This window comes from Planococcus liqunii (assembly GCF_030413595.1).
GTDB lineage: Bacteria > Bacillota > Bacilli > Bacillales_A > Planococcaceae > Planococcus > Planococcus liqunii.
In genome coordinates, this window is the sequence record NZ_CP129238.1 from 1916244 (window position 1) to 1937416 (window position 21173).

The following is a 21173-nucleotide window of genomic DNA, read 5'->3' on the forward strand; positions in this document are numbered from 1 at the left end:
CACCCTTTCTGTCTAGTTAAAAATAGTATATCAGGAATAACCGAGGAGTAGATATAGATGGTGGAACACCGAAAGCCGATTCCGGTTTCAGAAGCTGTACAAAAAGTGATTAACCAAGCGCGCCTGTTAGAGAGTGAAACAGTGCCGCTTGGACAAAGCTACAACCGTATACTCGCAGAATCAATCGTCGCAGGACACCCGGTACCGCCTTTTGACCGCTCGCCGTATGACGGGTTTGCCATCATTTCGAAAAGTTCAGCCGGTGCTTCCGGCGACAACCGCATCCGTTTCGACATCGTCGACCATATCGGCGCGGGGGCGGTTTCGGAAAAGACGCTGTCTGGCAATCAAGCGGTCCGGATCATGACCGGAGCGCCGCTTCCTGAAAATGCAGATGCGGTCGTCATGTTTGAGCAGACGGTGGAATCGGGCGGATCTTTTACCATCCGCAAGCCGTTTGAACCGCTGGAAAATGTATCGCTCAAAGGCGAAGACGTCAAACAGGGAGAAACGGTCATCGAAGGCGGAAATTTAATCCATCCCGGAACCGTCGCCTTGCTGGCAACATTCGGCTACGCAACGGTCCTTGTTGCTAAGCACCCAATTGTCGGCATACTTTCTACTGGAACCGAATTGCTAGACGTGTCCGAGCCGCTCGTTCCCGGAAAAATCCGCAACAGCAACGGCCCGATGATTACAGCGCAACTGGCCCGCATGGGAGTTCCCTGCAAAACCTACGGCTTGTCGGTGGACAATTTGGACGAGAGTTTTGACATTGTAAAAAGAGCCGCTGAAGAAACGGATTGCCTGATTACCACCGGCGGCGTATCGGTCGGCGACTTTGACTTTCTTCCAGCCATTTACGGGCGCCTCGGCGCGAACGTCTTGTTCAATAAAGTCGCCATGCGTCCCGGCAGCGTCACGACCGTCGCGGTAGCCGATGGGAAATACCTTTTCGGTTTATCCGGCAACCCTTCCGCCTGCTTTACCGGTTTCGAATTGTTCGTTCGGCCGGCCCTATTAAAAATGATGGGAGCGGAAAAATTGTATTTGCCGCACACAACAGCCGTTCTAACGGAAGACGTTCCGCAAGCGAATCCGTTTACACGTTTTATCCGGGCAGTATATGATGGCCGCAACATCAAACCCGCCGGCTTCAACAAATCGAACGCTGTTGCATCGATTGCCAAAGGCAACGCGCTGATTGTGTTGCCGGGCGGTACGAGAGGCTTTAAAAGAGGCGATACAGTGGACGTCCTGCTGCTTGGCGTCGAGGAAGGCAGCGCTGCATGGAAGCTGTAAAGATTCTGCAAATTGTCGGCTTTAAAAACAGCGGCAAGACGACGCTCATGAACCAGTTGATCGAGAGGGCGCAAACTTCCAGCAGGAAAGTCTCAGCCATCAAACATCACGGACACGGTGGCAAACCCGAACTGCCGCCGCAGGAAACCGACAGTACGCAGTTTCTCGCAAGCGGCGCTGCCAGTTCGCTTGTTTACGGCGATGGCTTGGTCCAAATGCATCTTGAGGAACCCGGAGCGGATTTGGAAACATTCATCCGGTTCTCACTATTAGCCAATCCGGATTTGATTTTGATTGAAGGTTTTAAGGCAGCTCCTTATCCGAAGATTGTCTTGGTCCGAAGCCAGGAAGATTGGCGGGAACTTGGAGTTCTTTCGAATATCCAACTGGTCATCGTGCATGATGGCGTGAAGTTGGAAAATACCGCAACGGTGGATGCCGGTAATATAGAAGCAATCGCCCGTTTTTTTACAGAATGGATGGAAGGTGAAGTGGATGAAAGCATTTAGTGTAGTGACCGAACCGATCGACCCGCAACTTTACGCCGATTACGTACTGCGTCCGGAAGCCGGCGCCGTAACGCTTTTCACCGGACACGTCCGGGAATGGACCCAAGGCATAAAAACCTTGTATTTGGCGTACGAAGCCTATGTGCCGATGGCAGAGAAAAAATTGGCGCAAATCGGCCAGGAAATCGAAGAGAGATGGGAAGGGACCCGAGTGGCGATTGCGCACCGCATCGGCGAACTTCAAATCAGCGACATTGCGGTCGTAATTGCGGTATCCTCGCCGCACCGGAAAGCGGCTTATGAAGCGAATGAATACGCCATTGAACGCATCAAGGAAATCGTGCCGATCTGGAAAAAGGAAATCTGGAATGATGGCGAGGAATGGATCGGTGACCAGAAGAAAAAGCCGGAAGGAGAAACGATATGATCACCATACATTATTTTGCAGGAATCAAAGACCTGACCGGGACGGCGCAAGAGACGTTGCAATTTGCAGGCCAGACAGTGGATCAGCTGCGAAAAGAGCTTGCCGGCAAATATCCCGGTATGGACGAAAACTCTGTCCAAGTGGCGGTGAATGAAGAATACGCTTTGCCGGATGACGTTTTGTCAGAAGGCGATGTCGTCGCGCTTATCCCGCCGGTTAGCGGCGGATGATTCGAACGGTCGGGATTTTGCTTGCCGGCGGACTGTCCAGGCGCTTCGGGTCGCCAAAAGCGTTTGCTGAAATGGACGGCCGCCTCTTTTATGAACAGGTTTACGAAGCGCTCGCGGCAGCTTGCGATCAGGTTGTCATCGTGGCGCGCCCAGAATTGATCGGTTGTTTTCCGGCCGGACTGGACGTCATAGCCGATTTGCCGGAAGTGGCTGGAAAAGGCCCGCTTGCCGGCATCTGTTCGGCAATGGAAAAGTGGCCGGCTGAACGGTATCTGGTGCTTCCGTGCGATATGCCTTTTGTCGGGCCGAAGGAAACGCAGGCGTTGGTGCAGCTGTCTTCACAGGCTGATGTCACGGCGGTTCAGACAGCAGCTGAAAAAATTCCCCTGTTCAGTCTATGGAACGGCAACTGGAGCCAGGGATTAAAAAAGTTCATTGAACTCGGCAATTTGAGCGTATTCGCTTTTTTAGAAACAATCGATACGGAATGGGTAGCGTCTTCGCTGATCCATGAAGATCCTGCCGTATTCCAAAACATAAATACCCGCATCAACTAGAAAGGGAGGGCGTTAGCATGGAAAGGCAGCCACTGAAAGACCAATTGGGACGTCCGATACGGGATTTGCGGATTTCTGTCACCGACCGCTGCAATTTCCGCTGTTCATACTGTATGCCAAAAGAAGTGTTCGGCGATGATTATGCATTTTTGCCGAAACAGGAATTGCTGTCCTTTGAAGAAATCCACCAGCTGACCCAAATTTTCGTGTCGATGGGCGTCAAGAAAATCCGGCTGACCGGAGGGGAACCATTGCTGCGCCGCGGGCTCCCGGAGCTGGTGAAGAAAATATTCTCCGTCGAAGGTGTGGAAGATGTCGGGTTGACGACGAACGGCTTATTGCTGAAACAGCACGGACCGGCGCTATTTGAGGCGGGTCTCCGCCGGCTGAATATCAGCTTGGATGCGCTCGAACCGGATCTGTTCGGCAAGCTGAACGGCCGCGGCGTCGGCTCTTCACCGATTCTCCAAAACATTGATTTCGCCAAAGAACTGGGCTTTGAAATCAAAGTCAATATGGTGGTCCAAAAAGGCGTCAATGAAGCGGAAATTCTCCCAATGGCTGCTTACTTTAAAGAAAAAGGCATCACGCTGCGCTATATCGAATTCATGGACGTCGGCAACGACAACGGCTGGAGCTTTGAAAAAGTCGTCACCAAGAAAGAAATTCTGGAAAAGCTCCGGTCCGCCTATGAACTGGAGCCGGTCGATCAAGATTATTTCGGCGAAGTGGCTAAACGCTACCGCTATAAAGGCAGCGACTCGCAAGTCGGCTTTATCACTTCTGTTTCCGAATCTTTCTGTTCATCGTGCACACGCGCCCGCCTGTCATCAGACGGCAAATTCTATACTTGCCTGTTTGCCACGGAAGGATTCGATATCCGTAAATTGCTGCGAAGCGGTTTGGATGATGTGGAACTGCTCGAGGCCATAAGCCGTGTATGGGAACGCCGGAGTGACCGGTATTCGGATGAGCGGACGGAACAGACAGCGAAATCGCGTAAGAAAATAGGCATGTCGTATATCGGTGGGTAAGGATTAAATCAGAACTATTTTTATACTTTAAAGTATGATAATTAAATAAATGATTAGAAACGAGGTGAGATATCGCAAGAGTCAATCCTCGTTTTTTTATTTAAACTTGTAAGTGAAGTGTTCGGAAAAGTATACGGAAATTGGTGTACGTTCAAATAAGGTTTTAAGACAGTTACAAACGCTATTTCTGTCCCTATTTTGCTATTTATAAACCGTTCGTTCATGTGTACTTTTGCAAATGCTTTTCTAAGATGAAAAGCATTTTAAATACTTAAAATGTATCATTGTAACTTATAAACATCCTTTATTTGACTCTGCACCAAGTATGGAGGTTATTGAAACTTACAAATACATTGGTGAATGAGGAACAAATTTATGATATTGAATTACTTAATCATGTCATTGTCAGAAGTGAAAAAGTCAACTTTTTTAAAGTGAAAGACTATTATAAATACTGATATTCTTACCATTTATATTGAAGTATATATAAGGGAGTTGTACTGGAAAACAACTAAACTAAAAACAATTAAATAGTAACGTCAAAAAAACCTCCTCTACAAGAGAAGGTTTATATCTCAATTCTTTATTTTACGCTGGAGAGTGCGCTCACTGTTTCCCCTTTAGTGCTCACACTCTTGACGTTTCCGTAACCTTCGACCATGTAATATTTATGGCCTTTTTCAGTCGTCACTTCAACAGCGTTAGTGAAGGTTTTGTATGGTGTTTCAACAGTTTTATTGATACCTGTAATCGTAGAAATGTAGATTTCACCTAGACCATTTTCAATCTTATTGCCAACTTTAACAGGATACGTAAGATTGATATCAGATTCTGAATATGGATACCCAATAGTTAATTCTTCTTTTGTTTCAAGTTCCAGGTACAACAAGGTGTCAGTCCCAAAACTACTTCTGTCTATCCACATAAAGCCGTATTCGTTTCCATTGCGCGGTGGGATATATTCATAGCTGGAAGTGATTGTTCCTTTTGTTACTTTATAAACATACGATTTGGTTTTGTCTTTCAAGTATGAATTTGCCATGTGTGTATCGTTTTGGAATTTTGGTTCTAAAGCACGCGACAAGAAAGCAGAAAGCTGGCCTCTAGTAATAGACTGTGTGGGACGGAAAGTATTGTCCGGATATCCCGCTGTAATATTACCTGTTACCATGACGCCGATTGCATCGTGAGCTTTCATGTTCGTTGATACATCGGAAAATGGTGTTCCGCCGACATCAATGATATTGAAGACACGATCCAATATGATGGACATATCTCCACGGGTAATCGGTGCGGAGGGCTTGAATGTGCCATCTGGGTAACCGCTGATGTAACCAGCTTTTGCTGTTTCAGCAATATATCCGCTCGCTCTTTGGGATTTGGTAACATCTTTAAAATTTGTTCCGGTTTGTGTTCCATTAAAATTTTTCAACTTACCAATCATGATGGCTGCTTCTGCGCGCGTTACGATTTTGTCAGGTTTGACAGTGCCATCATCATATCCGGAAATAACTCCCTTATTTACCAAGTAAGTCATTTCTTCATAAAAACCGTGGTTTTTCGGCAAATCTGTCGCCGCTTGTGCAGGTGAACTAAGTATAGTAAGTGCAAGTGCTGCTGCTGGTATCATCGTAAATTTTTTCAAAGAATCGTTCCTTTCAAATTTTATTTGATGCAACGTTTACATCTACAAGTTCGAAAAATGTTTTGCTAATTGGTAAAAAAATACTGTAAAGAAAAACTCATCAATTCTTAGGAAAAAATATCTAATATTAGATATAATTAGTACTTATTACATTTTAAATCATTTTTCTCTAAATTACTAATTTTCATGTAAATTAGATTTTTAATTAATTCCTATTCACTTTCTCATAAAATGATTATATTATTCATCGTTAGAATTATTAGCAAGAGAAAAAGTTAAATTATAACAGTTCTTAACAATACCAGACGTTTAGAAAGAAAATTTATATGTTGCAATTTTTTTATTAAACTTTGAATGGAGAGAGTAAAATAACTTGTTGAATTAAAAAGAAAAACAAATTAAAGATACGTTATATTTACCTTTATTCCCTAATGTTGTTCAGTTAAGTGTACTTTCTACAAAGCACAAGTTAAAAGTCGGCGACACCTTAGAAATTGGCATCTACTCGGATGAAAAGCAACAGGCTGAATATGTGGCGACTATGGAGGTAAGTGCTGTTTCTGACGCAGTTGGCAATGGAGAAGTGCTTTTTGATTGGCAGGCGAAGGCGTTAAATACTTCTTCTACTAACTTTAATAAAGCGTATGTAAATGCAATTGATGAATCAGTAACCAAGAGTTCTCTTGAAAGCCTAACCAGTATGTATCCTGAACTCACAGTCAATACGCATGCTGCGTCAATTGAAGAAGCTTCAGACATGTTCGTGCAGCGATGGGCCATCTTCATTTTTGTGCTGATCATACTCATGGCAGGTGTCTTGAATACCCTTTTGAACAATATACTGGCTAAACGAAAAGAGTTTGCTGTACTCCGGACAATCGGAGTCAGACCAATGGGAATCGTGAAAATAATTGTCACGCAAATCTCATTCTATCTTTTGCTCGGACTTGTTTTCGGAACGTTTTGCGGGTTGGTGTTCTCTCTTATTGTTTCATTGATTGATTCTGGCAGGGTAGCCATCGACTTTCCTTTGATGTGGGGAGTAGCAGCGAGTATGTGGTTTGTTAGCATGTTTATCTTTGTACCCGTAGGATGGGTTATGGAGAATAAGAAAATTAGCACGGAAATTCTAAGTGACAATAAGTAAAGAAAATTTAAAATGCTGATAAATCAGTTTACATATAAGGAATTACCGGAAGATGTGACCATCAAATAAGAGAATGAACTGTTTAATAAAAAAGAGTCTGGCAAAGCGAGCACTTTAAAAGTGTCGGTATGCCAGGCTCTTTTAGTAAGAGGAATCTGTTCTTCCATTCAATTAGTTTAATCGTTCTTCAGCCATTTTATAAATCATTTTTTTCGCGTTTCTTAATGGCTACAATCTGGATTACTTAGATAGTTTCCTCAGCTTCTTTGAAAATGATTCGCAGTCCCATCTTCTTGTTTTTCAATTTGTTGTATTGCGCCGAATTCCCATGAAGGGATTGTTCGGCTTCCATACCTCTTAACCTGATCCGATCCAGCGCTTTATTGACAAAGATCTTTTGGCTGCCATCAAGCTGTTTATAGTCTTCCATTGAATACTGTGTCTATTTAAGCTGATACAACGATTATTCCCACTCGTTTTCTTCATTAATGATAGAGGGCAGATGCGATTGCACCGCGAACTTCCACGTCTGAAAAGGTAGAAGTATTTTCCGTCAGTAGCCTCTTTCCAGCCATCCAATCACCCAGTTGATCGTAAAGTTCTTCTATTTCTCTATTCAATGACTCGTATTTTTTGTGTCAGCATAACCCCGGCAACTTTTCCCGGTTAAAGACATACACGCCAGTAGCGTCCTGATCCTCCTTCTGAAAAGTTTCCATTACAAGGGCTTTTATTTTTTATAAATTAAGTGAATGTTAGTTGTTTTAAAACTTAAAATTTTTAAACGGTTTTGCTCAATAGGATTTCCACTTTTATTTGAGGATTCTCTCTTCTAGGAGGTCATGTTTGAAATCTCCAATCGTTTTTTATTATATTAATACCTTTCAATTTTTTTATATTAATTTATTTGTTTCAAAGTAAAAATTTTCACTTAATTTTCATTAAGTTCCTATATTATAGAAATATATAGAACTTGCTTGTAAGCGCAAAGATGTAGACGACTTGAAAGCGATGTCTAAAAACATTTATATCAAAAACTTTTTTAAGAGAGAAGAGGCGAAGGTTCATGAAAAAAATCTTAATACTTGGTGGATATACACATATGATTGATGTGGTAAAAACAGCTAAACGACTAGGGATGTATACGATTGTGGCAGACCGGGATGTCGGTTCTCCGGCGAAAGCCTATGCCGACCAATCCTATGACGTGAGCACTTCGGATATTGACAGGTTGGCGGAAATTGCGGAAGCGGAAGCGATTGATGGCGTTTTCAATGGATTTGATGACATCAACACTTGGCATGCTCTTGCCTTAAGCAAACGGCTAAGCTTGCCATTTTATGCGACAGAAGAACAGCTGGAAATCTGCTCGAACAAAGATCGGTTCAAGGAATATTGCCGCGACTACGGCATACCGGTCATCGAAGAATACAACGTGGATGAAAACTTAAAGGACGAAGATTTGTCGAAATTAACGTTTCCTGTCATCGTCAAACCGGTGGACAGTTACGCTAGCCAGGGGATCACGGTCTGCTATTCAGCCGAGGAACTAAAGGAAGGCTATAAGAAGGCAGCCGATTATTCAAAGTCGGAGAAAGTCATTGTGGAACGATTTATTGATAACCCGTATGGCGTCATGATGTTTTATACGGTCCGTAACGGCAGCGTCGTCTTAAGTGCAATGACGGACCGCTACGTACATAAACAATATCAGGAGCATCCGCCTTTGCCGACAGCAACGATTTTCCCTTCACAACATTTAGATCTTTATCTTGAGGTACTGGATCAAAAAGTCCGAACCATGCTCAGAGAGATGAAAATCGAAAATGGCGTCCTTTTTATCCAATCTCTCTTTGAAGACGGCGAATTTTATTTCTATGAAATGGGCTTCCGGCTTAGCGGCACCCAGTATTACACCATCGTTGAAAAGCAGACAGGCATCAATTTATTGGAAATGATGCTGGATTATTCAACCGGTGGAAACCTGGATCAATACGCTACCGAAAAATACGACAATGGCTATACGGCGTTTCCTGCCTGCAACCTTTCCATTCTGCTGGACAAAGGCACCATAAAAGAAATCATCGGGCTTGAAAAGATTAAAGCAATGCCCGCCGTCCTTTCCTATATCCCCGTCAATGGTGAAGGAGACGAGGTCGAGATTACTGGCACGTATGCACAGATGCTTGGCCGGTTTAACATTGCAGCAGACAGTCCAGAACAATTTGATAAGACGATCAGGGAAATAAACGATTCCCTGCACGTCCTTTCCACCAAAGGGGAAGAGATGATTCTTGCCAAATATGTTCCTGCAGATGCAGAACTATCCATTGATTGACTGGATATCGCCGGTATAAAGGAACACTAATTTCTCTTTTGCATAAAAATGAAAGGGCAAAGGTTAGTTACGAACCCATTGTTTTTTCTGGATTTTAAACATATACCTATTTCTCTTATGGTTCTAACGAAATCGAAATATACTTAGGTTTCAATGAGGATGGCATTTAAAGACTTTGAATTACATGACATTAGGTGATTGGAAGAAACTCTTGCAGGAGTTTCTTTTTTCTTTGGCTCGTATTTACAAGTGACTACGAACGACCTTGTCTGGATATCTTTAGAGCTCTTCTTTTCAGGGAGGGATTTTTTCATAGAGGACTTCAGCTGCTTGATCAGAGGAAGGCACAATTTAAAGGAGATGCTCACCGGCTTCTATCCAACCCCTATGCCTGTATGCCATTTAAAAATAGAAAGCTGCAATTGTTTTTTATTCGAACAACAGGACAAAGACAGAGAAGATTGATTATTAATGATAGAGAAAAGCCCGATCAACTTGAAAGCTAAGTAAATCAGGCTTTGTTTTAAAATCTGGAGATGCAAATCAGAGTTCTTGTTAAAGTTCAGTCTTTATTTGTCCTTCTGCTTTTTCTGAATCACCCTTTCGAACGACTAAAACATCACAAGAACTGCTGCGTACAATATGCTCAGACACACTCCCCATAAAAAAATGTTCCAAGGCATTCAAGCCTTGCGCTCCGCAAACAATCAAGTCAGCGTTCACCCGTTTTGCATACTCATGTGAAATAACCGTTTTAGGGGAACCTGGAGCGACAAACGTCTTTACTTCAAGAACACCGGTTTCTAGAGCTTCTTTTTTATAATCCTCAAGCAGCTCTTTCCCATACTCAGTGAATGCATTAGTGGGGTCGGGGATACGTTTTGTCATAACCATTGAGGAGCGGGTATCCACCACATAAATCAGATTCAATACAGCATTATTTCGTTTGGCTATTTCAACCGACTTCCTGAATGCATAGTGGGCTCCATCTGAGCCATCAACCGCTATGAGAATTTGCTTGTATTTAAGTGTCATCAATTACCTCCTCCTATTCTGGTGAGTGTGAATATGTTAAAGGTTTTCTCTATAAGTTCAGTTTTTCCTTCTTTATTTTTTCAAGTGAAAGGGAACGGTGGTGACAATGACATTTTTCCGGTACAGCAGAGTGGTGCGAATCAGCAAGCCGGATTGGTTATGCAGAAAGTTGTGCCAGCCTTTTTGCGGGATGAATTGCGGAATGAGGACGGTCACCTGGTAATTGGCTTCTTTGGCTTTCCGTTCCACTGAATCCACAAACCGATTCAAGGGGATGGAGATACTTCGGTAGGGCGAGAAAAGCGTAACCAATCGGACATCCGGATGCCATTTTGCCCATTTTTCCTCAATTTTTTTCTCATCCTCCCGCTCAAAGGGAATGTAGACGGCGATGATTTGGTCGGCTGAAAGCGAACGGGCATAGTTGATGGAGTGTTCGACGACCTGTGTGATGCCGGCAATCGGGATGATGAAGACATTGCCTTCGATGGGTACTGCAGCCGCTTTGTCTTGAACCCGCAATTGGTCCGCGACGGCGTCGTAATGCTTCTTAATGCGGTAGAACAGAAAAATGATGGCGGGCAGAAAAACCAGCACGGGCCAGACTTGGGTGAATTTCGTTAAAAAGAATACCACGGTCACCGTCAAGCTGATCAAGGCCCCCGTTGCGTTAATGAATAGCTTCGCTTGCCAGCCTTTCGGCTTTTCCCGGAGCCATTTCACAATCATGCCGCTCTGTGACAGGGTAAAGGGTATGAAAACACCTACGGCATACAACGGAATCAATTGTTCGGTATGGCCGTTGAATGCCACAATCAACAAAATAGAGGCGAATCCCAAAATGACGATGCCATTGGAATAGCCCAATCGGTCACCCCGAACTGTAAACATCCGCGGGATGAATTTGTCTTTCGCCAAGTTGACAGCCAGCAGCGGGAAGGCAGAATAGCCGGTATTGGCTGCCAGGATCAAAATCAATGCGGTGGTCCCCTGCACGAAGTAGTACAGGACGTTCCGGCCGAACGTTTCTTCGGCGATGAGTGACACGACCGTCGCTTCTGCTTGGGGCACGATGCCGTAATAATAAGCCAGAAAGACGATGCCTGAAAACATGGTGGCTAACAGAATGCCCATGGCTGTCAGCGTTTTCGCGGCGTTGGAGGAAGCCGGTTCCTTGAAGTTCGGGATGGCATTGGAAATCGCTTCAACGCCGGTAAGGGCTGAACTACCGGAGGCAAAGGCCCGCAGCAGCAGAAACAAGCTGATTCCGGCGATCGGCGTGCCAACCGGCGTATGCAGATCCGAAGAAACGGTGCCGGTCAGGATATTGAATAGGCCAACCCCGATTAAGAGAAACAAAGCTAGTACAAACAGGTAAACAGGATAGGCCAAAATCGAAGCAGATTCGGTTACCCCCCGCAGATTCAATATCGTCAGAAGGATAACGAATGTCACCGCGATGGCCACATTGTGGTCATGCAAGGCCGGAAACGCAGAGGTGATGGCATCGGTACCAGCCGACACACTGACGGCCACCGTCAGAATGTAATCCACCAGCAACGAGCCCCCGGCCAGCAATCCGGGATTGATGCCGAGATTTTCCTTGGACACGATGTAAGCGCCTCCGCCGTGCGGATAGGCATAGATGATTTGACGATAAGACAAGATGAGCGCCGTCAGCAGGAACAACACCGCAGCGGCAATGGGAATCGAATACCAAAACGCGGTGGCACTCACGGTAATCAATACAAGGAGGATTTGTTCCGGACCATAGGCGACGGAAGAAAGGGCGTCTGAAGAAAGAATCGCCAACGCCTTCTTTTTGTTGAGCTTCTGTTCTCCCAGCTGATCCGATTTTAATGGACGGCCAATTAGTAGCTGTTTAAGAAAATTGAACATGGACTCCACCATCCCTAAAGTACGGCTTTTGATAAATCAAGCATAGTCCGATTTCCTTAAAAAGCAAGTGGAAAATCGATGAGGAAAGAAAGGCCGGAAAATGGTTTAAGGAAAGGCGGCATCAACCGACATTGAGTTTAGTGATTCATAAAACGACACGAATTTTAGCCACTTTTTACCTGCACTAAAAAAGATCGACATCCTTCAAGAATAGGCGTAATTTAGATTTGTCCAAAATATAAAAACCTACCTTTTAATCGCTGAATCAATTTGAACGGGGGACCTTCAATCGCTGAACCCCCTTTTCATCCGGGGGTTAATCTTACTTAGTGAGAGGGGAAGAGATGATTCTTGCTAAATCTATTCCTGCAGTAAGTAATAGAGGGATACATTAACTGACTAATTTCTGCAGTGGAATTGGCAAGGGGGTGTTGGCCGGTTTTAAACAATTTAACTATTTTTCGGAATTCATATTCTAATTCAGAATCAGGCTGTGAATAATGCTTCAGTTGTTTTGTGTTTTCCATGTACCACTATAGGGAATGATTTTATGATTAGGAATTTAAAACTTCCGCAGATAACTTTTCTACTCAAATGAGTAATTAGAAAACTGACGGAGACTGCAAAACGCCTCACACATTAATGTGTGAAGCGTTTTTTAAGTTTAACTTCAGTCCTATCATCCCATTTCAGCTACTGTTCTTGTTGGATAAACAGCGCCTTCATAATGTCACTTATCTCAGAAATGACATTAGTAAAAGCGGTGTGAACTGCAGCGTATCTTGGCAAATCTAATAACAGTATCATTTTATTTAATAACCATCCATTTTGTGTCTAAGTGTTAAACAGTTTTTTCTCTCTTGCAAATAAATAATCCGGATTTTTATTGAAAGCAAGTCGCTTTTAAAATAGTATTTGGAGCGTTTGAAACAATAGGAACAAATTCAGCACAATAATTACTACAGCTACGGACCAAGCAAGGAACTTAGTCAGCCAATGGTTCACTAAGCTACCCATAATTTTTCGGTTACTGGTGAAAATGATCAGGGGAACCAAGGCAAAGGGGATGCCGAAAGACAGGATGACTTGGCTTAATACCAACGCAGCTGTCGGATTGACGCCCAACGCGATAATGGCCAGCGGCGGAATCATCGTAATGGCTCTTCTCACATAAAGCGGGATTCGGCGTTTGATATACCCCTGCATGATGATGTCGCCAGTTTTTGTCCCAACAGAAGAACTTGCCAATCCGGACGCCAGCAAGGCAACCCCAAACAAGATGGCGGAAAACGGGCCGATGATCTCGCCAAATTGAGTGAAAGCTACATCCAAGTCTTCGACGGGCAGGCCATTGCCGAAGAAAAGAGATGCCGCAACAATCAGCATACTGGCGTTAACTGCGCCTGCAATGATCATGGCTATCAACACATCAAAAAATTCATAGCGGAAAATCTGTTTCCGTTCGATTTCCGTTTTCCCGATGACGCGTTTTTGCGTTAGAGCGGAATGCAGGTAGATAGCATGCGGCATAACAGTGGCCCCGAGGATACCGGCGGCCAACATGACACTATCCACGCCTTGGAATTGAGGTGTGAACAGCCCCTTGAAAATCGAAGACGGTTCCGGCTGCGCAAAAACCATCTGCAGCCCAAAAGCGAGGACCACAATTAGTACCATTCCCGCAATTCCGGCTTCCAGCTGGCGCACCCCTCTTCGCTGCAACTCCAGAATGGCAAAAGAACCGACAGCAGCGATCAATGCTGCCGGAAACAACGGAATGCCAAACAAGAGATATAACCCCAAAGCCGCTCCGATAAATTCGGCCAGATCAGTTGCCATGACGACCAGTTCGCCTTGAATCCATAGACCGAAAGATACCGGTTTGAGCAGATTTTCCCGCGACACTTCCGGAAGATTCAACCCTGTAGCAATGCCAAGTTTAGCTGATAAAGATTGGATAAGAATGGCCATTAAATTGGATACCAGCACGACCCACAGCAAGAGGTAGCCGTATTTCGAACCCGCCGTGATGTTCGTTGCAAAATTTCCCGGATCGATGTAAGCAACGCCGGCAATGAAAGCAGGTCCAAGAAAAACCAGTACTTTGTGATGCTGTTTCCGATAAGCGGTGATTTCCTCGAACGATTTGTATTCGGACTCCACCGGTTTGGCTTTCACCTCTAACATGATTCACTCCTCCTTTTCAGTCTGATGACCATCAATAAGTTTCCTTTAAGATAGAATGTTTCCTTTGTGAAACTATATGATGAATCAATGAAAAAAGCAATTAAAAAAACTGATTTATTAGAATTTTTAAAGGGTTTTTTTGAGTTATATATGAGGCCTTATAGCAAGGTACTGTCCAATTAGTCTATTATTCGACTTATTGGACAGCACCTTGCTTCTATTAAAGGGTGTGGTAATACGATTGCTCATGTTTCTGTATCCCTGCGCTAGCTTCGTCGCAAAGGAGGCGTCCATATTACTTTTGGGGCACCTCCTTTTTTGTTCATTGAAGTGTATTTTTCCGAATGGTTAAATTTCCAAAATTATCTAGCTATTGATTTGAGTTCTGAGTATATTGAATATAAGAATCCTATTCCGTGATTTGAAAAATGAAAAACCACTACAAAATTTGAAGCGAAGTTTTGAAACAACGACGTGGATTTTTATGTAAGGGGTATACAATTCAGCTAAATCCGGTAATCTTAATAAATTTGGAAGAGGGATTGGATAATGAAATGGAAAAGCTTTATCAAAAATGTATCAAGCGATTATCACTTTACTCATCCCGCGACTTTTAAGGATATGCGTGTAATCAAGGAAAAACTGAATGTAAACTTACCGAAAGAGTTAGAAGACTTACTGCGTGAAACAAATGGAGTGTACGATCAATTCGATTGCCATTTCATCTGGCCAATCCATAAAATTATCGAAGAAAACCTCTATTATAGAGGTTGGGAAGATTTTAAAGACATCTATATGCCGTTTGATCATCTCCTATTTTTTTCAGATGCTGGAAACGGGGATTTATTTGGTTATGCTATTTTGAATGGACATATCCATCATGAAGACATCTATGTCTGGAAACATGAAGATGACAGTCGAACTTGGATTGCTTCCTCTTTGAAAGAGTTTATAGAGGGATGGCTTGCTGGGAAAATTTCTGTTTAAAAAAAGCTTTAAGGTTAGAGGAAAAAAAGCCCTGAACGAAAATAACCGCTTTTGGCTAGCGTTCAGCAGCTGCAAACCGCCTTGGACGAATTGAAAAAAGCCCTGGCAAAATCCAAGTGGAAGTGTTGGCTTAAAGACGGGGATTTGAATGTAACTTAAGTAAAGTTAAGTTACATTCATTTTTTAATATACTGCCTTTTCTTAAAGTGAGGTAAAATGAATTGTTAGAAAAAAGTGCCAAAACGAAGAGGGGAAGGATATTGAAAAAATTACTCGCAATCGTCCTAATTTCTTGGTTGCTGTCCGCGTGTAATTTATTTAATGCTTCACCAAGCATTGAAAAGTTAGAAAAAGCGCCGGAAAATGTTCAAGAACTATTGGATCCAGCTGCTCCTCTCCAATCTGTAAATGAGGATGGAGAAATGACCTATATTATTTACCAGACAACAGATGAAGTAACTGCTTCTCTTGAAAAACATGGAGACAAATTGAACGTGAAATTAAAATCTGTACCTAAAGATGGCGACGAAATTAAAAAACAGGTATTCAAGTTGAAAGTAGATAAGGATACAGAAATGATAGACATACTCATAAACGGTAAATCAACTCCCATTAGCATAATTACTGGTTCCTAAAAACTTAATTTTTAAGAGAAGTGAATGTGCCTTATTGTGAAGTAAGTTATATCCACAATACCTGCAGCGCAGACTTCATAAATGATTTTAAAGTTGCCAAAAAATCATACATTCCAACGCTTATCCTAATTTATTAATACTCCATTGTATAAAATGAAATTGGTTAGACACCAACATCTATTTGAAACTGCAACCAAAGGAAATTAATAAAGCTGCAAAGAAATTCCATTTACTATCCTGGTGTTTGCAAATCTATGTTAGTGCGGAACTGAATATAGACTGGGAGGAAATAAAAGGTCGTGAAAAGTTTACCTGCTGAATATGAATTAGTGGCCTTGTTCGAATGCGAACCGGTCTTGCGTGATACCCAAACAAAAAACCTGCCTTTTTACTATAACCAGGCTGCGTATCGGTTTTCAAATGACGAAGAAGCCTTTCTGGTAATTCTCGAGCCCGCATATGGAGAAGTTAAAATGCAAGTGAACCAGAAATCGACAAACAGGCTGATTTCCCGCCTTGATTTGAAAAGGGTGGATACGCTTGAAATTAAAGCGGATTTTAAAAATCTATCTAGTATTTTGCTGACCTTGGCTAGTGATGAAACCTTTCAAACCTTAGAGATTCAATTTAAGCCGAATTTCAAATTAATTCTTCAAGACCATCTGGAATACTGATGTTCCAAAAGAAAGCCAGACAGTCATTTGAGTGTCATTAAATGAAGACGGATTGCTTCTGATGTACAAGAAAAGCTGCAAACCATTACAGCTATCTATTAGAGTGAAGAAGGGAATGATTTGATGACCTGGTTTAGTTCTGGTGTGCTGTTGATTTTTATCAGCTCATTTGCATTTGGGTTGATTGGACAACTCCGCTATTCTGCTTGGCTAAAACGAACGGTTTTGCCAAACAATGAATTTGACAAAAGATTGCTTCGCGGAAATGATTTATACAGTTTTTCGTTTGCCGGTTTCATGGTTTTTGTTTTGGTAAATGCTTTAGTGTTTTGGGGAATTCTTCCCCGAACGGAAGGCGCGGGCAACGCAGCCAGTCTGATTGCTATGTTATTTCTTTCGTTAATGGCTGTTTCCAAATTCGTATTGATTCCTAAGAAGGAGAAGAACTTCCTGTTGTGAATGGAATTCAATTGTGATTAGGTTCATTGCAGAAGATGATTTTCAAGTTAACCGATCTTAAGCGATAGGGTAAAATCAAGTGCCAAACCAAAACGAAAACGGTGAATTTAATATGGAATCAACCCAAAAATTTATAATTAATATCGAAAACCAGGAATGGCTTTATGACAATGAGGAAGAAGATTTATGTTCCCACGGAGAAATCCACTTAAGTGTTAACAGAACTATCATTACCCAATCCGGAATAAAAGAAGAATGGGGAATCAGTGAATCCGCTTTGGCTTTATTGCGTACCATTGATAACGATTATGTGTGCCATCCCAATGATAAGGAAGGGTTAATCCTCCATGGATGCGGAGCGATTTTGATGATGGGCTGTCCGATTTCCATCCATTGGACAGTGGAGCATTCAGGGGATCAAGTCCTTTTATCGGATTTTGTGAAAATCATAACAACCGATCCTGAAACAGGAAGTGTTTATTACCCGGGGCTACATGCAGCTCTGAATAAAAATGAGTATAAAAAGCAAATTGTCCAATTCGCTGTACAAGTGAAGAACTTCTTTGATGCGTCAAAAGAAAAACGGATTACTGACGATTATGACCGTGAAACCTATCAAGAATTCTGGGATGAATTCAATCAGCTATTGGAAAATAATTTACTTGATCCAATCGGCGAGTTGTAAATGAAGATTTCTTTCAAAATCTCCTGGGAAGCAAAATATGCGGACGATTGTGCGAAATTCTTTCTCGGAAAAAAGTGTTGAATCCATGAAGAAGATTAATAAAAACTTTGCAGAAAGAGCTTTGAAAAAACGCCTTATTGGAAGCCAATTGGATGGCTTGCAATTTGGCGCTGGCTACGGGACAGTACGTATCTGCTTTGCCCATTATTCTGAGAAAGAACCAGATACGCTGTGGTTGAACATTGAGGTAAGAAAAATAGCGATTATTGCTAGTCAAGATCGATTGAAGTCAATCTCCACAGAACAGTTGTCAGAGCTGAGTGAGGAAGATCTGTTGCCATTGCTGCTGAGACATCGGAGAGAAAGAGTGAACGATGTTTGGCTAGGAGAAGATTCCCCGCATTTGTATCTTTCTTTTGAGTCCGGGAGAGTCTTGTTTATAAATGAGCAAGATGATGATTACGAATGCTGGCAGGTCGGAGATCAGTTTGGGTATGGGGATGGTGACTGGTTGATTGTAGCTGTCCCTGGAAATGAAATCGCTATTTGGAGTCCGGAAGAGTTTAAATGAAAGTGGTTAGGAAAAGATTAAATTTAAATATTGAGCAAATCTAACCTCGCTCGAATAAAAATCCATTTTTAAATGCCCTCATGAATGGCCGGAACTTAAAGGAGAGATGAGTTCATAAATTATAGCTTATCGCAGAAAAGGAACTTTACACAAAGTTCCTTTTTTTAGTCCGCAGAGGAATACTTTTAGAGATAGTCCCCTAACTGCACCCGGTTTTTTGTAAAAGGAAGGACTTTGCAACTTTTAACTAGAATGCTTTAGGAAGACAATCAGACAGAAATTATATATGTACAAGGAGGTAAGACTATGGAGAATAACAAATTGCTCCGAATGGATAATGTCGGCATCGTGGTAGAATCGCTGAATGACGCCATCTCATTCTTTGAGGAGATTGGCTTGAAGCTTGAAGGGCGATCCATTATTGAAGGGGAATGGGCAGGCCGCGTAACCGGATTGAATTCACAGCGTGTCGAAATTGCGATGATGGTTACTCCGGATGGCCACAGCCGGCTTGAACTGTCGCGATTTCTCACCCCGCCGACGATCTCAGACCACCGGAGCTCTCCTGTCAATGCCCTCGGCTATTTGCGCGTCATGTTCACCGTTGAAGACATTGACGAACTGGTAGCACGGCTCATCAAGCACGGTGCGCAGCTCGTTGGTGAAATCGTTCAGTATGAGGATTCTTACCGGCTTTGCTACATTCGTGGACCCGAAGGGCTTTTAATCGGTTTGGCGGAACAACTCGGTAACCAATAAGAAATAATCTATCATAACATGACCTGAAAAAATCTTTTGAATTTCTTTGTATGCCTTATAACCTTTCCCGAATGTTCATGAAAGAAATGCCGGTAAAGTTCGGCTGCCTGAAGATAAGAGAAGGGATTGCATAACTAAATATGAGAGGATGAACAATAATGAAAATCGCTCCAACATTCCCAAACACCCTAAAGACCGTAGAAGAACTGCGGGAAATCACCGGCCAGCCGAGCGAATTGGTGAACAATAAAGTCATTTCCTATTTGGATGAGCATTGTATAGGTTTTATCGCCAAATCTCCTTTTCTCACGATTTCTACAGCGGATGCCTCCGGCAGGTGCGACGTCTCCCCGCGTGGAGACGATGCCGGGTTTGTCTATGTGCTGAATGAAAAACAATTGATCATCCCTGAACGTCCTGGAAACAAACGAATGGATTCGATGCGGAACATTTTAGCGAATCCGAATATCGGGTTGCTGTTCCTGATCCCGGGGCTTGGTGAGACTTTGCGGGTGAACGGAAAAGCCAGCGTCATCCAGGACGAAGAATTGCTGGAGAAAATGGCGGTGCATGGCAAAAGGCCCCTTCTTGGAATCGGCGTGGACGTAGAGGAATGCTTTATTCATTGCGCCAAGGCATTCCGGCGTTCGGGACTTTGGCATCCTGAGAGCTGGGCAGATAAAGAGGAACTTCCAAAAGGCGCGAAAATCCTGGCAGCCCATGCGAAGTTGCCTAAAATCGACGAAGAAGCCGTGGGTAAAATCTTGGAGAAAAGTTACCGGGAAACGCTGTACTGAAATGCTTGTAGCAAGGAAACATCCGCCATGTCCAAGGGTCGACTGAAAAAGTGTGAATCCCTTGTTTGGAAAGAAGGCTGTGTTCTTTTAAAGCTTCCTTAAAACAATAGTGAAGAGGATAAGCAGAGTATGATAAAATGTATTTAATAATGGAAAAAGTGTGGTTATATTCTGATACATACGGATTAATCAGAAGAAAGCAAATAGTTTATATTTAACGGGCGTAGGAGTTTTGCCGAATCGCCCTGCATATAGATCAATACGTGTTACAGATGAGAGGGGCTAGTTATATGTTGGGTGACAAGAACGAAGATTTGTTTTCGGAAAAACCGAGAGAGAAACGCAGGCTTGGCGAACCGACCGCTGCGTTTAAAGGAGCAGCTTGGGGAGCCTTGCTGATTGGGACAGCGAGTTATTTAATCGGGTTGTACAATGCGGCGATGGAATTGAATGAAAAAGGCTATTATATTGCATTATTGATCCTCGGGCTCTATTCCGCCGTTTCGCTCCAAAAAGCAGTCAGAGACCGCGACGAAGGAATCCGGGTCACGAACCTGTATTACGGCATCAGCTGGTTTGCCTTGATTGCGGCAATTGCGCTTATGGCCATCGGACTGTTTAACGCAGGCAGCATCATTTTAAGCGAAAAAGGGTTTTACGGCATCTCGTTCGTCTTGAGCTTGTTCGCCGTGGTCACTGTACAAAAAAACGTCCGGGATACGGAAGAAGCGAACCAGGACAAGTAAATCAGTAAAAAACAAACGCCTAACCCTTTTCCGGTTAGGCGTTTTGTATTGTCTTCATATTCTCGAGAAGTTATTTGTGAAATATGATAAATTCTTTAAGAGACGAGCTGGAAAACTTTATTCAAACAAAAACGATAAGGAGTGGGAATATGCCGGACATTAAGCGGATCAGCGAAGAGGACCAAGCCGGATTGCCAAAATTCCAAAACCAGGAAGAAGCGATTGGTTATTTTGAGAAAACATACGGGGAGAAATTTGTCTTTGAAGAGTCGATCGAGACAGAACAAGGAAATTGTCTCTTCTATCGCTTAATTACAGACGAAGAAGCTTATATTAAAGGCATTACGGAATTGAATGCGAATGGCCATGTGGGCTTGGCATTTATGGACAGCTACCAGCCCGTTCAAATCAGGGAAAACGGCGACATTCAGATAGCCCATTGAAAACTTCTTTCTTCATCGGCACACCCGGAAGATTTTGCATTCTTTTATGAACCAACCATAATTAGTTCCCGGCGGTTTCCGCCAGGAACTTTTTGTTTTTATGCGTT

At 43.0% G+C, this 21173-nt stretch carries 22 protein-coding genes; 18 read left to right on the forward strand and 4 right to left on the reverse strand.

Translation table 11 applies throughout. The features are described from left to right. Positions 1–57 precede the first annotated feature (57 nt). The 6 genes from QWY22_RS09735 to moaA are packed head-to-tail and all read left to right on the forward strand — an operon-like array spanning position 58 to position 4059. A complete protein-coding gene (locus tag QWY22_RS09735; RefSeq protein ID WP_300984235.1) occupies positions 58–1302 on the forward strand; it encodes a molybdopterin molybdotransferase MoeA in 1245 nt (414 codons plus the stop codon). Then, entirely contained in the window at positions 1290–1811 is a 522-nt protein-coding gene (gene mobB, locus QWY22_RS09740) for a molybdopterin-guanine dinucleotide biosynthesis protein B (protein ID WP_300984236.1), read from the forward strand. The genes QWY22_RS09735 and mobB overlap by 13 nt, the downstream gene beginning before the upstream one ends. Then, a complete protein-coding gene (locus QWY22_RS09745; protein ID WP_300984238.1) occupies positions 1798–2238 on the forward strand; it encodes a molybdenum cofactor biosynthesis protein MoaE in 441 nt (146 codons plus the stop codon). Before mobB ends, QWY22_RS09745 begins: the two co-directional genes overlap by 14 nt. Beyond that, complete coding sequence (gene moaD, locus QWY22_RS09750; RefSeq protein WP_053167868.1) at positions 2235–2468, forward strand: molybdopterin converting factor subunit 1; 234 nt, start codon at positions 2235–2237, stop codon at positions 2466–2468. The genes QWY22_RS09745 and moaD overlap by 4 nt, the downstream gene beginning before the upstream one ends. Further along, entirely contained in the window at positions 2465–3025 is a 561-nt protein-coding gene (gene mobA, locus QWY22_RS09755) for a molybdenum cofactor guanylyltransferase (RefSeq protein ID WP_300984239.1), read from the forward strand. Before moaD ends, mobA begins: the two co-directional genes overlap by 4 nt. 17 nt (positions 3026–3042) lie before the next feature. Then, positions 3043–4059: a GTP 3',8-cyclase MoaA gene (gene moaA, locus QWY22_RS09760; RefSeq protein ID WP_300984241.1), complete on the forward strand. Its 1017-nt coding sequence runs from the start codon at positions 3043–3045 to the stop codon at positions 4057–4059. Positions 4060–4642: 583 nt separating this feature from the next. Here moaA and QWY22_RS09765 read toward each other — a convergent pair. Next, positions 4643–5704, reverse strand: coding sequence for an S-layer homology domain-containing protein (locus QWY22_RS09765; protein WP_300984243.1), 1062 nt, complete (start codon positions 5702–5704; stop codon positions 4643–4645). 541 nt (positions 5705–6245) lie between these two features. Between QWY22_RS09765 and QWY22_RS09770 the strand changes: the two genes are divergently transcribed. Next, positions 6246–6851, forward strand: a complete 606-nt coding sequence (locus QWY22_RS09770; RefSeq protein ID WP_367281308.1) for an FtsX-like permease family protein — start codon at positions 6246–6248, stop codon at positions 6849–6851. A gap of 1066 nt (positions 6852–7917) precedes the next feature. Continuing rightward, positions 7918–9189 (forward strand): ATP-binding protein, encoded by a 1272-nt coding sequence (locus QWY22_RS09775; RefSeq protein WP_300984246.1) that lies wholly within the window; start codon positions 7918–7920, stop codon positions 9187–9189. A 555-nt stretch (positions 9190–9744) separates the two neighbouring features. On the opposite strand, the gene QWY22_RS09780 is transcribed toward QWY22_RS09775, so the two are convergent. The 3 genes from QWY22_RS09780 to QWY22_RS09790 all read right to left on the reverse strand — a co-directional run bounded on the left by QWY22_RS09780 (position 9745) and on the right by QWY22_RS09790 (position 14310). Continuing rightward, complete coding sequence (locus tag QWY22_RS09780; protein WP_300984247.1) at positions 9745–10224, reverse strand: universal stress protein; 480 nt, start codon at positions 10222–10224, stop codon at positions 9745–9747. Positions 10225–10296: 72 nt separating this feature from the next. Next, a complete protein-coding gene (locus QWY22_RS09785) occupies positions 10297–12123 on the reverse strand; it encodes an APC family permease (protein WP_300984249.1) in 1827 nt (608 codons plus the stop codon). Positions 12124–13026: 903 nt separating this feature from the next. Next, positions 13027–14310: an Nramp family divalent metal transporter gene (locus QWY22_RS09790; protein WP_300984250.1), complete on the reverse strand. Its 1284-nt coding sequence runs from the start codon at positions 14308–14310 to the stop codon at positions 13027–13029. A gap of 549 nt (positions 14311–14859) precedes the next feature. Here QWY22_RS09790 and QWY22_RS09795 point away from each other — a divergent pair. From QWY22_RS09795 to QWY22_RS09840, 10 genes are all read left to right on the forward strand, one after another. Then, positions 14860–15297 carry an SMI1/KNR4 family protein gene (locus QWY22_RS09795; protein WP_300984251.1) on the forward strand — a complete coding sequence of 146 codons (438 nt, stop codon included), beginning with the start codon at positions 14860–14862 and terminating at the stop codon, positions 15295–15297. Between the two features lie 260 nt (positions 15298–15557). Beyond that, positions 15558–15932 (forward strand): hypothetical protein, encoded by a 375-nt coding sequence (locus tag QWY22_RS09800; protein WP_300984252.1) that lies wholly within the window; start codon positions 15558–15560, stop codon positions 15930–15932. Between the two features lie 299 nt (positions 15933–16231). Continuing rightward, the gene (locus QWY22_RS09805) at positions 16232–16606 is read left to right on the forward strand and encodes a hypothetical protein (protein WP_300984253.1); all 375 of its coding nucleotides are present in this window, start codon (positions 16232–16234) and stop codon (positions 16604–16606) included. A gap of 120 nt (positions 16607–16726) precedes the next feature. Then, entirely contained in the window at positions 16727–17065 is a 339-nt protein-coding gene (locus QWY22_RS09810) for a hypothetical protein (protein WP_300984254.1), read from the forward strand. Positions 17066–17177: 112 nt separating this feature from the next. Then, positions 17178–17750, forward strand: a complete 573-nt coding sequence (locus QWY22_RS09815) for a hypothetical protein (protein WP_300984372.1) — start codon at positions 17178–17180, stop codon at positions 17748–17750. A 37-nt stretch (positions 17751–17787) separates the two neighbouring features. Next, a complete protein-coding gene (locus QWY22_RS09820) occupies positions 17788–18321 on the forward strand; it encodes a hypothetical protein (RefSeq protein WP_300984255.1) in 534 nt (177 codons plus the stop codon). A 306-nt stretch (positions 18322–18627) separates the two neighbouring features. Beyond that, entirely contained in the window at positions 18628–19080 is a 453-nt protein-coding gene (locus QWY22_RS09825) for a VOC family protein (protein WP_300984256.1), read from the forward strand. A 158-nt stretch (positions 19081–19238) separates the two neighbouring features. Next, complete coding sequence (locus QWY22_RS09830) at positions 19239–19877, forward strand: pyridoxamine 5'-phosphate oxidase family protein (protein WP_300984257.1); 639 nt, start codon at positions 19239–19241, stop codon at positions 19875–19877. A 290-nt stretch (positions 19878–20167) separates the two neighbouring features. Further along, positions 20168–20623, forward strand: coding sequence for an inner membrane protein YiaA (yiaA, locus tag QWY22_RS09835; RefSeq protein ID WP_300984258.1), 456 nt, complete (start codon positions 20168–20170; stop codon positions 20621–20623). A gap of 149 nt (positions 20624–20772) precedes the next feature. Next, complete coding sequence (locus QWY22_RS09840; RefSeq protein WP_300984259.1) at positions 20773–21066, forward strand: hypothetical protein; 294 nt, start codon at positions 20773–20775, stop codon at positions 21064–21066. Positions 21067–21173 lie beyond the last annotated feature (107 nt).

Bases quoted from the DNA above. Each gene is read 5' to 3' on its own strand.
- QWY22_RS09735 (WP_300984235.1), top strand. From the start codon at position 58: ATGGTGGAACACCGAAAGCCGATTCCGGTTTCAGAAGCTGTACAAAAA.
- mobB (WP_300984236.1), top strand. From the start codon at position 1,290: ATGGAAGCTGTAAAGATTCTGCAAATTGTCGGCTTTAAAAACAGCGGC.
- QWY22_RS09745 (WP_300984238.1), top strand. From the start codon at position 1,798: ATGAAAGCATTTAGTGTAGTGACCGAACCGATCGACCCGCAACTTTAC.
- moaD (WP_053167868.1), top strand. From the start codon at position 2,235: ATGATCACCATACATTATTTTGCAGGAATCAAAGACCTGACCGGGACG.
- mobA (WP_300984239.1), top strand. From the start codon at position 2,465: ATGATTCGAACGGTCGGGATTTTGCTTGCCGGCGGACTGTCCAGGCGC.
- moaA (WP_300984241.1), top strand. From the start codon at position 3,043: ATGGAAAGGCAGCCACTGAAAGACCAATTGGGACGTCCGATACGGGAT.
- QWY22_RS09770 (WP_367281308.1), top strand. From the start codon at position 6,246: ATGGAGGTAAGTGCTGTTTCTGACGCAGTTGGCAATGGAGAAGTGCTT.
- QWY22_RS09775 (WP_300984246.1), top strand. From the start codon at position 7,918: ATGAAAAAAATCTTAATACTTGGTGGATATACACATATGATTGATGTG.
- QWY22_RS09780 (WP_300984247.1), bottom strand. From the start codon at position 10,224: ATGACACTTAAATACAAGCAAATTCTCATAGCGGTTGATGGCTCAGAT.
- QWY22_RS09785 (WP_300984249.1), bottom strand. From the start codon at position 12,123: ATGTTCAATTTTCTTAAACAGCTACTAATTGGCCGTCCATTAAAATCG.
- QWY22_RS09790 (WP_300984250.1), bottom strand. From the start codon at position 14,310: ATGTTAGAGGTGAAAGCCAAACCGGTGGAGTCCGAATACAAATCGTTC.
- QWY22_RS09795 (WP_300984251.1), top strand. From the start codon at position 14,860: ATGAAATGGAAAAGCTTTATCAAAAATGTATCAAGCGATTATCACTTT.
- QWY22_RS09815 (WP_300984372.1), top strand. From the start codon at position 17,178: ATGGAATCAACCCAAAAATTTATAATTAATATCGAAAACCAGGAATGG.
- QWY22_RS09820 (WP_300984255.1), top strand. From the start codon at position 17,788: ATGCGGACGATTGTGCGAAATTCTTTCTCGGAAAAAAGTGTTGAATCC.
- QWY22_RS09825 (WP_300984256.1), top strand. From the start codon at position 18,628: ATGGAGAATAACAAATTGCTCCGAATGGATAATGTCGGCATCGTGGTA.
- QWY22_RS09830 (WP_300984257.1), top strand. From the start codon at position 19,239: ATGAAAATCGCTCCAACATTCCCAAACACCCTAAAGACCGTAGAAGAA.
- yiaA (WP_300984258.1), top strand. From the start codon at position 20,168: ATGTTGGGTGACAAGAACGAAGATTTGTTTTCGGAAAAACCGAGAGAG.
- QWY22_RS09840 (WP_300984259.1), top strand. From the start codon at position 20,773: ATGCCGGACATTAAGCGGATCAGCGAAGAGGACCAAGCCGGATTGCCA.